This is a genomic window from Microcoleus sp. BR0-C5, from assembly GCF_036705045.1.
GTDB lineage: Bacteria > Cyanobacteriota > Cyanobacteriia > Cyanobacteriales > Microcoleaceae > Microcoleus.
On sequence record NZ_JAUBTR010000052.1, the window covers coordinates 41,177 to 50,359 of the forward strand.

A 9,183-nucleotide genomic window follows, 5' to 3' on the forward strand; every position below is an offset into this window, starting at 1 on the left:
ATTTGTTAATTGTGGAACAGGCATCTTGCCTGTTCAAGAATAATTTGTTAATTGTGGAACAGGCATCTTGCCTGTTCAAGAATAATTTGTTAATTGTGGAACAGGCATCTTGCCTGTTCCTTATGTTATCTTAGAAATCTCATAGCTGGAAGTAAAATATATGATTTCTGTTGCGCCGATCGCACCACCGTTACTCATAGGCGAAAAGCGAGTATTGTTGAGAAATATTACTTGGCAGGGTTATCAACAACTGCTACAGATTTTAGGCGATAACCGAGCGGCTACATTGATATTCGACCGGGGGATTTTAGAAATTACCATGCCTTTAGAAGAACACGAATTTTCAGCACGCTTAATCGAACGACTGATTATTATTTTGGCTGTAGAGCTAGGTTTAAAAATCAAAACAATGGGTTCGACAACCTTGGATCGATCGGACTTAGAGCGCGGTGCAGAACCAGATAATGCCTATTACATCCAAAATCAGCCCCTCGTAGCCGGTCGTAAAGTAGATTTAGCCACAGATCCGCCACCCGATTTAATCGTAGAAATAGATATCACCCATACTGATATTAACAAGCCTGCTCTCTATGCCAGTATGGGAGTACCGGAGTTTTGGCGGTACAATGGTAGAGAATGGCGAATTTATAAGCTAGAGAACGATGAGTATTTGGAAGTATCGGTCAGCCCCACTTTTCCGATCGTGCCCAAGGACAAGCTGTACGAATTCTTGGCAGCAGCGCAGCTAGATGAAGTAGAAGCCGAGGTAAATTTCCGCAATTGGGTGAGAGAGATGGCGGAATCTAACTAGCGAATTTGGCATTGGCAGTCACCAGATTGCGAGCTTCATCACACCGTATTTTCAAGAGAGAAGTTTGCTGTTTCGTTAGTAAGGGCTGGCTGTTGGTCGGACGATAATTTCGCTAACATCAACCTCGTCAGGCTGTTCGATCGCAAATACAATCGATCGCGCGATCGCAGCAGCAGGAAGAGATATTTTGCGAAATTCTTGCATTCCCGATTTTGCAGTTTCATCAGTGATGCTCTCGGCTAACTCAGACTCCGTTACTCCAGGAGAAATCACCGTCACCCGAATGTCGCCCCCAACTTCTTGTCTCAAACCTTCTGAGATGGCTCCAACGGCGAATTTAGTAGCACAGTAAACAGCAGCAGTAGGAGAAACTGCGTGTCCGCCGATCGAGGAAAGATTAATAATCTGACCAGATTTTTGTGCTTTCATCACAGGAAGTGCCGCCGCGATGCCGTACAAAACACCTTTGATATTGACATCAATCATGCGATCCCATTCCTCAACTTTCAGTTGTTCGAGTGCGGATAGGGGCATGATGCCAGCATTGTTAATCAGGACATCTACGCGATCGAACTTGCTCTGGGCAAATTGAACGATATCCTCCATTTGACTGCGTTGCGTGACATCCAGAGCCTGGTATTCGACTGTTCCACCCTCCGCACGAATGTCCTTGGCGATCGCTTTTAGGCGATCGGTGCGACGTGCGCCTAAAACAACTTTTGCGCCTTGATAAGCGAGCATACGGGCTGTGGCTTCACCAATTCCACTACTGGCTCCAGTAATGATGACAACCTTTCCATTTAAGTTCGACATTGAAATCTCCTATTTTTGTGATGTTACTGGAAATTTGTTTTTGTTACGGTGGTGATATAAATGACTTCCATCAGTATTGAAACCTCCTAGCAATGTCAAGGCATTCAGCAGATATTGGGAAGTAGTTTGTTTTTTACAAACTGCTCAAACGTCGTTGGTGTAACGGCATCAGGGGTTCGGGCTGTCGCATAAATTCCGTCCGGATCGCCAAGGGCAATAAACAGCTTCCCTAACTCTTTTTGTACATCAGGTGTTGCTCCGATCGATGCCATTTGCTGCTGGATCGATTCAATTTTCACTCGGACATATTCGATCGGGCGATCTAACACTTGTGAAAGAATAGCCGTTGTTTCCAAGAGCGTTAAATTTTCGGGTCCCATTAGATTACGAATCCACTGACCCGCCCAACTATCATCGAGTAGATATTTTGCAGCCTCATCGCCGATATCGTCAGTGCTAATCCAAGGAATATCGTGGTCGCTGGCATAGGGGAAGCTTACGGTATGGTCTTGCTGAATCAACTTGACTTGACTTAGGAAATTCTCCATAAAATAGCCGGGACGCAGATGCAGTACATTGGCTCCGGTTTGGTTGAAAATCGATTCAACATCACCAACGAATGAGACAGTACCTAAATTTGATTTTGCACCTGCACCAATGCTAGAAATATTGACGACTCGCTTGATGCCGTTTTCGCGCACTGCTGTGGCTCCAGCCATTGCCGTCTGGATGTACCAGTTGGATAAGCTTGGCGTGTCGAGTTTCGGTGGAGTCAGCCAAAACAAAGCATCTGCATTTTGTGTTGCTTCGCTCAATCCTTGGGGATCGTCACTGCTAATTTGCTTCACTGTCGCACCTCGCTCGACCAGATCGGTTAACTTCTCTGGATTTCGCGTCAGCAGGATGGTTTCGGCCCCAGTCTGGATGACTTTCTCGGCGGTGCGCCGTCCAATATTGCCTGATGCGGCTGCAATGACAATTTTCATAGCTTTCCTCTCTTTTATGTATTAGCCTCGGCTGAAAAATTGGCGCAATTTTTGGGTGTCGCCCATTGCATCAATAACGGGGACAGGGTTCCAGTATTCACGGTAGTGAACGATCTTTCCATCCTTGGTTTCTAGTCGCATCACATAATCTTGTTGATAGTGGCGACCTGTGGCGAGGATCTCGGCTTCCCCATGAACCTCGGCAAGTAAAATATTAGGGTTTGACGTTTGATATTCGCGAACATTCGTGAATACTAAATCTTGCATCTGGGCAACCATCTTTTTCATGTGGTTGTAGATGGCAGATTTGCCTTCAAATCGTTCTGGCGCATTCAGAGCAGCAGCATACGGAAATTCCACAACTGCATCTTCAGCAAATAAATTTATCCAAGCTTCGGTATCCTTGCCAATCAGTGCGAGATGGTCGGTCAAAAGCTGTGTAGTCATATCTTCCTCTTCTATTTCACCTTAAAATTGGATGGCTCTCACTCGAAATTTCCTATTTCTGTCCCTTCTGTTGAGCTTAGTTTGAATTAAAGAAACTGACCGCCAGAGACTTCGATTCTCTGTGCATTCACCCATCTGTTTTCTTCGGATAGCAAAGCTGCGATCGCACCGCCAATATCATCAGGAAGACCCACGCGACCTAGGGCGGTTTGCGAAGCGATAAAGTTGTTAATCTCAGGATTGTCACGCACCGCACCGCCATTAAAATCCGTTTCAATTGCGCCGGGGGCCACCACATTCACGGCAATCTGTCTTTGTCCCAGTTCTTTCGCCATGTATCGGGTCAAAACTTCGATCGCTCCTTTCATGCTTGCGTAAGCTGCATAGCCCGGTAGAGCAAAACGGGCAAGCCCAGACGAAATATTGACAATCCGTCCTCCATCATTTATCAAAGGAAGAAGTTTCTGCGTGAGGAAAAAAACGCCCTTTACATGAATATTCATCAAGCGATCGAAATCATCTTCGGTGGTATCAGCAAAAGACGCATGAACACCAAAACCAGCATTATTCACGAGGTAATCAAAATTCTCTGTCTGCCATTTATCTTGAAGTGACTGCTTGACTTGTTCCACAAAACCGTCAAAGGTTTTAGTGTTTGAAGTATCCAGTTGCAGTGCAACGGCTTTAGCTCCGATTTCGGCGATCGCAGATACGACATTTTGGGCATCCTCCTCGCTGTTGTGATATGTCACGATGACATCAACTCCTTTTCTGGCAAGAGTCAAAGCGGTATTTTTGCCAAGTCCTCGGCTCGCCCCTGTTACCAATGCGATTTTTGTCTTGTCTTTCTTCATTGCCTTATCCTTTTACTGTTTCATTCAGATGTGTTCATCCTATGAGTAAAAGCAAGGGTTTTGAATACACAGACCTCGCAATTTATTGCCTAATCCTCCAAAGCAAGATTTTATGAATGGATAAAAATGTTCTATAATGCTTAAAAGATAATGATTAAATTAGTCGAGAAAACCACATGGCGATTGAAATAATCAACCAAGTAATAAATCAAGATGCGATCGGCACTCAGTGTCAAGAACTGGCGGCCTTGCTAACTCGACACACCGACGGCAAAGGAAACGGTTTTCATAAAACAGACATAGACAAACTGGAATTTATGCGAGAATCTTCTGTTTCCGCCGCACTGCACGCTGTCTATCAACCTATTCTCGGCATCGTCATTCAGGGCAAAAAAGAAGCCTTGCTAGGTGAGGAAACTTATCGTTATGGCGAGGCTCAATATCTTGTGATCTCGGTTGATTTACCTCTAAGCGGATTTATTGTAGAGGCAACTCCTGACAAGCCGTATTTAGGATTTAAGCTGAGTTTAGATCCACGCCAACTCTGCGATATTATCACTGCCCAAACCAGTCCAATCGGGAGTAAGAAAGAAAACTCTGTCAGAGGTTTGTTTGTCAGCAATGCCGATGCACCATTGCTCGATTGCGCCCTCAGACTGACACGACTTTTGGATACGCCGCAGGATATCCCGATGCTGGCACCGATGATTATCCGCGAAATCTATTATCGTCTTTTAATGGGTGATCAAGGCGAAGCTGTCCGCCAAATCGCAATATCTGGCAGCAATATGCAGCGCATCGCTGAGGTGATCAAACAGATTAAAACTGATTTTGCAAAACCGATGCGGGTTGAGGATTTGGCAGGACAAGCCAAGATGTCTCCTTCATCTTTCCATTACCATTTCAAGGAAGTGACATCAATGAGTCCACTTCAATATCAAAAGCAATTAAGACTATTAGAAGCACGTCGCCTGATGCTTGCCGAAAACTCCGATGCGGCAAATGCTGCCTATCAGGTGGGTTATGAAAGCCCCTCACAGTTCAGCCGCGAATATTCTCGTATGTTTGGTGCGCCGCCGGTCCGGGATATTGAGCGTTTGCGTACTGCTTGAGCGTAACTGTTTCGACTATATTGGTTTTGTTCCGTTAATACAAGTGGAGGATGAAAGCAATGGAATATAGCGGTACATGGCGGATCGCAGAGATGGAACTGTGGGATACTGATTACTTGGACATGGAAGTTGAAGCCTATATCGAGATTGATGAAACAGGTTCAGGAGAATTTCAATTCGGTTTAGTATCAGGTGAAATTGACGGCGAAGTCGTAAAAGATGGAAAGGATCAGCGATTTGAGTTTACATGGGACGGTAATGACGAGAACGATCCTGCATCTGGTAGCGGTTGGCTCAAATTAAAGGATAAAAACTCGGTAGATGGTCGAATCAAATTCCACCAAGGCGATAGTTCTAGTCTTGTAGCTAAGCGCATGAAATAGGCAATCAGCGATCGCACTATTTTATGCCATTTTTTTAACCGCAGATGAACTCAGATAAAATCCCATCCGCGTTCATCTGCTGATATCTGGGGTAACAAAATCCCAATCTAACCAATAACCTATAACAACTGACTTAGGTTTTTCATGAAGGATTAATCGGAAAATCGCCCTCACTATCAACCTGTGCGGCACTTTTAACTAAATCCAAAAACGCAAACACGGCCGGAATCAACAACCCATCCCTCAAAACAGCCACCCCAATTACCCTTTCAAAATCCGCAGGTAAACTGCAAACTTTCACCGAAGTAGGTATCGGTTCCGCAGCCAAACGGGGAAGAATAGCTGCACCCAAACCTTGCATCACCATACTGACAATCGTTGAATCTTCGCTGAGTTCGTAAGCGATATTTAAGGGAAACCCCGAAGTTGTCAAATATTTGCGAAGCGGTACAGAACAAGCATTTTCCACCGGCTGCAAAATCAACGGATAAGCCGCTAATTCTTTCCAGGTAATCTTAGCACTTGACAATTTGGCAGTTGGTGGCAGCAATACAACATATTTATCCCGCAAAATTTCTCTTGTTTCAAATTCATCGGAGATGGGAAGAGAGACAAAACCGATGTCTGCTTTGCCCGATCGCAAAGCCTCTTCCACAGCTTGGGTATAATAAACTTCGGCAATGCTGACCGTAATTTTGGGAAAGCAACTGCGAAATTTAGCAATAATACCCGGTAGGATATGAGTTGCGACACTCCGAAAAGTAACTATCCGTACCTGGCCTCCCTGCAAACCTTTTTCTAAATCCGCTTCTTTGACCATCATTTTTAAGGCGCAGGCTATTTGACGCCCGTGACTCACTACCCTTTCCCCCACCGGCGTCAGTTGAGCACCGTGTCGCCCCCGGTGGAACAGTTGCACTCCTAATTCTGTTTCTAAAGAGGCGATGGCGTGGCTGACTGCGGATTGGGACAGTTCCAATTGCAAAGCCGCCTCGCTAAAGTTTTCACAGTCTGCTACAGCTATCAAAGCTTGAATCTGAGAGAGTTTCATCCGCCGCGTATTGATTTCGTTCATAGCGTTTGTGCCAGTAGTACCCAAATTGTCACAAGGGCTTCGATATATCGATTTTATTCATACAACCTATGCAAGCAATGCTTTGATTGTCAATTGCCCCAGAGGTAAGGTTAATTTATCAGGTAACAGATAGACTTTTACAGGACTTGCACGACAACCATATTGTGCTGTAATTGCGATGAATTTATTGCAGTTAAAAGCTATTTTTTGTAATTTTATGGGTGCAGTTTGTGTAGGATTTATCACTTTAAGGTGTTGGCTATGTCTACTTACAAAAGTCGAATCAACCCCCGAATAATGATGTTTTTTTGGATAGCCGATCGAGCTAAACCATCCGAAAAACAAAAAGGGCAATCTCTCTTTTCAGCTATAAATAAAATTGGGCAGTTTTTGCTCTACCTCGTTTCTGGTGAGGACGAACTGAGAATTTGGCAGACGTGCGATCGCTATGGTAACACTTGGTGGCACGGTTGCGATCGGGCGACTGGTCGCTCTACCTGTGTGGCGACGGATGATGAAATGCGCGCTTGGATCGATCGGCGTTATTGCCAATAGTAGTGTGTGGGTTGCGTAGAAATGAAGTGAAATACAGTCCTCGATTAGCAATTACTAATTAGCAATTACCAATTACCAAGTAGGAGATGCTATGCTTCAAATATCTTCCGAATGTGCAGCGCCCGTTAGCGGAGCCCTCGAAGAGGATCGCATTATTCTGATGGAAAACGAGGTATACAAATTGCCTCAAACTCATCGACAAATTCAAGTTTTGTCAGGAATTGCTTGGATCACGGTTGACCAACAGGACATCATCTTGCAAAGCCCTGAAAAAGCATCGCTTCCACCCAGCAAAAACTTTGCTGTCATATCCGCTCTCAACAATAAGCCGCTGATTATGGCAGTCTGGCAAGACAAAAATCCAGTCATGGGATTTTAGATTTTAGATTTTAGATTTTGGATTGAAGAATTGGGAATAACTGATTGTGTATGGGTTTGAAGCACGGGTCTACAGTTGCCTTCTTTTTTGAAACTGGTATCAGAACCTAGGGATTGAGAAAAAAATTGGCAGGAACACCCCAAAAAGCTCTATCTTAGTAGTTATCACTTAGCTATTGGAGGACTCGATCGGTGCACCGCCGCTCTTACCACTTCAGCTATCTCGCAGCTATAAGTATTGTCTTATCGCCCGCACTCAGCTTGCTGGCAATTTCAGACGCCCGGGCTTATGCCCAAATTATAAATGCGAGGCGCACCCAAGCGAGCGATCTCGCTCAGGCAACAGACCCCAAAACGCAAGCAGACCAACTTTTTGAAACAGGAGTAAAACAGCACCGCGAGGGTTTGTTTCGAGAAGCAATCGAGACTTTTGAGCAAGTTTTGGCAATCCGCAAGCAACTAGGCGACCAAGCGGGAATCGGAGAAACCCTCAACAATATGGGGGAAGTTTATGGCGAAATGGGTTCGAGGCCCAAAGCTTTGGAAGTTCTGCAGCAAGCTCTAGTTATTCACCGAGAAATCAGTGGAGGGCGTCGTATCGCGCGCACTCTCAATCTCATCGGTTTCGTTAACCGGATTGGGGACAATTTTTCCGAAGCGATGAAACTGCACCAAGAAGCTTTGGAACTTGCCAAAACTACCGACGACCAAATTGAAATTGGAGAATCCCTCCACAACATCGCGGCTGTGTACGCAGAACAGGTCAATTACGCCAAGGCGATCGAATTTTACCAGCAAGCGCGGACGATTCGCACGGCCGCCGGCGATCGGCGCGATTTAGGCCGTACCCTCAATAACATGGGCGGCGTCTACTACAACATCGGCGACTTTAATAGAGCGATGGAATTTTACCACCAAGCTTTAGCAATTCGCCGGGAAATCGGAGACCGGGCTGGCGTCGGCCGCCTCCTCAACAACATGGCACTTACCTCCCGCAAACTCGGCAAAGATACTCAAGCGCTGATCTATTTTCAGCAAGCAATACCGATGTTAGAAGCAATCGGCGACAAGACAAGTATCGGACGCTTGCTCAACAATATGGGCGCAATTCATGAAAGTCTCGGTCAAAATGCTCAAGCTCTAGAATCCTACGAGGAAGCTTTAAAAATTGCTCGTGAGGGCGGTGACAAAGCCGGAGAAACTACAGCGATGGAGGGCATTAAGCGATTGTCTTCCAGTCAGCTTGTACCGCAATAATGACGGTTAAGCGGTTTCGCATCGGGCGTGCAGATTGGCAGCGATCGACTTGGGCGATGATTTGACATTTATCTGCAAGTCGTTGTATAATGGGTGGCCAAAAATATATAACTCAAAAAGACAAAAAAAGCTTCAGGGGCGCTATAACTTGATTAATATCGCGATCGAAAGATAGAAACAGTTTCTCTAGGAATTCATCTGCCAGAGTGGCCGCACAACCATTAATCTAAGCTATGGATATCCGTACCGAAAAGCCAGAAGATGTAGAAGCTGTTCGCAACGTCAATATTGCGGCATTCGGGCGAGAAAATGAGGCTAACTTAGTCGAGCGATTGCGGGGAATTGCATCTACATTTTCCTTCGTTGCGGTAGAATCCGATCGCATTGTCGGACACATTTTCTTCAGTCCGGTTGTCGTCGTCGAAGGAAAATGTTCTAGAGAGGCAGTCCAGTAGAAGCAGTTGACAAACCAATATAATTATGCAGTTGCCTTTGTTTCGTTGATAAGTAGC

At 45.3% G+C, this 9,183-nt stretch carries 12 protein-coding genes; 7 read left to right on the forward strand and 5 right to left on the reverse strand.

Going from position 1 to position 9,183, the window contains the following annotated elements:
• The first annotated feature begins 160 nt into the window (after positions 1 to 160).
• The gene (locus QUB08_RS21920) at positions 161 to 811 is read left to right on the forward strand and encodes a Uma2 family endonuclease (protein ID WP_333227067.1); all 651 of its coding nucleotides are present in this window, start codon (positions 161 to 163) and stop codon (positions 809 to 811) included.
• A gap of 75 nt (positions 812 to 886) precedes the next feature.
• Here the strand turns inward: QUB08_RS21920 and QUB08_RS21925 are convergent, their stop codons facing one another.
• The 4 genes from QUB08_RS21925 to QUB08_RS21940 all read right to left on the reverse strand — a co-directional run bounded on the left by QUB08_RS21925 (position 887) and on the right by QUB08_RS21940 (position 3,911).
• Positions 887 to 1,624 (reverse strand): SDR family oxidoreductase, encoded by a 738-nt coding sequence (locus QUB08_RS21925; protein WP_333227069.1) that lies wholly within the window; start codon positions 1,622 to 1,624, stop codon positions 887 to 889.
• A 104-nt stretch (positions 1,625 to 1,728) separates the two neighbouring features.
• On the reverse strand, positions 1,729 to 2,610 hold the full coding sequence (locus tag QUB08_RS21930) for an NmrA family NAD(P)-binding protein (RefSeq protein ID WP_333227071.1): 882 nt from the start codon (positions 2,608 to 2,610) through the stop codon (positions 1,729 to 1,731).
• 21 nt (positions 2,611 to 2,631) lie between these two features.
• Positions 2,632 to 3,057, reverse strand: a complete 426-nt coding sequence (locus QUB08_RS21935) for a nuclear transport factor 2 family protein (RefSeq protein WP_333227073.1) — start codon at positions 3,055 to 3,057, stop codon at positions 2,632 to 2,634.
• 86 nt (positions 3,058 to 3,143) lie between these two features.
• Positions 3,144 to 3,911, reverse strand: coding sequence for an SDR family oxidoreductase (locus QUB08_RS21940; protein WP_333227075.1), 768 nt, complete (start codon positions 3,909 to 3,911; stop codon positions 3,144 to 3,146).
• A gap of 176 nt (positions 3,912 to 4,087) precedes the next feature.
• Between QUB08_RS21940 and QUB08_RS21945 the strand changes: the two genes are divergently transcribed.
• Entirely contained in the window at positions 4,088 to 5,023 is a 936-nt protein-coding gene (locus QUB08_RS21945) for an AraC family transcriptional regulator (RefSeq protein WP_333227077.1), read from the forward strand.
• Positions 5,024 to 5,073: 50 nt separating this feature from the next.
• Entirely contained in the window at positions 5,074 to 5,406 is a 333-nt protein-coding gene (locus tag QUB08_RS21950; protein WP_333227079.1) for a hypothetical protein, read from the forward strand.
• A gap of 142 nt (positions 5,407 to 5,548) precedes the next feature.
• On the opposite strand, the gene QUB08_RS21955 is transcribed toward QUB08_RS21950, so the two are convergent.
• Entirely contained in the window at positions 5,549 to 6,481 is a 933-nt protein-coding gene (locus tag QUB08_RS21955) for a LysR family transcriptional regulator (RefSeq protein ID WP_333227081.1), read from the reverse strand.
• A gap of 261 nt (positions 6,482 to 6,742) precedes the next feature.
• On the opposite strand from QUB08_RS21955, the gene QUB08_RS21960 reads away from it, so the two are divergent.
• The 4 genes from QUB08_RS21960 to QUB08_RS21975 all read left to right on the forward strand — a co-directional run bounded on the left by QUB08_RS21960 (position 6,743) and on the right by QUB08_RS21975 (position 9,126).
• Positions 6,743 to 7,036, forward strand: a complete 294-nt coding sequence (locus QUB08_RS21960) for a hypothetical protein (RefSeq protein ID WP_333227083.1) — start codon at positions 6,743 to 6,745, stop codon at positions 7,034 to 7,036.
• A gap of 91 nt (positions 7,037 to 7,127) precedes the next feature.
• A complete protein-coding gene (locus QUB08_RS21965; RefSeq protein WP_333227085.1) occupies positions 7,128 to 7,415 on the forward strand; it encodes a hypothetical protein in 288 nt (95 codons plus the stop codon).
• A gap of 191 nt (positions 7,416 to 7,606) precedes the next feature.
• Positions 7,607 to 8,671: a tetratricopeptide repeat protein gene (locus tag QUB08_RS21970; protein ID WP_333227087.1), complete on the forward strand. Its 1,065-nt coding sequence runs from the start codon at positions 7,607 to 7,609 to the stop codon at positions 8,669 to 8,671.
• 233 nt (positions 8,672 to 8,904) lie between these two features.
• Positions 8,905 to 9,126 carry a hypothetical protein gene (locus QUB08_RS21975; RefSeq protein ID WP_333227089.1) on the forward strand — a complete coding sequence of 74 codons (222 nt, stop codon included), beginning with the start codon at positions 8,905 to 8,907 and terminating at the stop codon, positions 9,124 to 9,126.
• Positions 9,127 to 9,183: the final 57 nt, after the last annotated feature.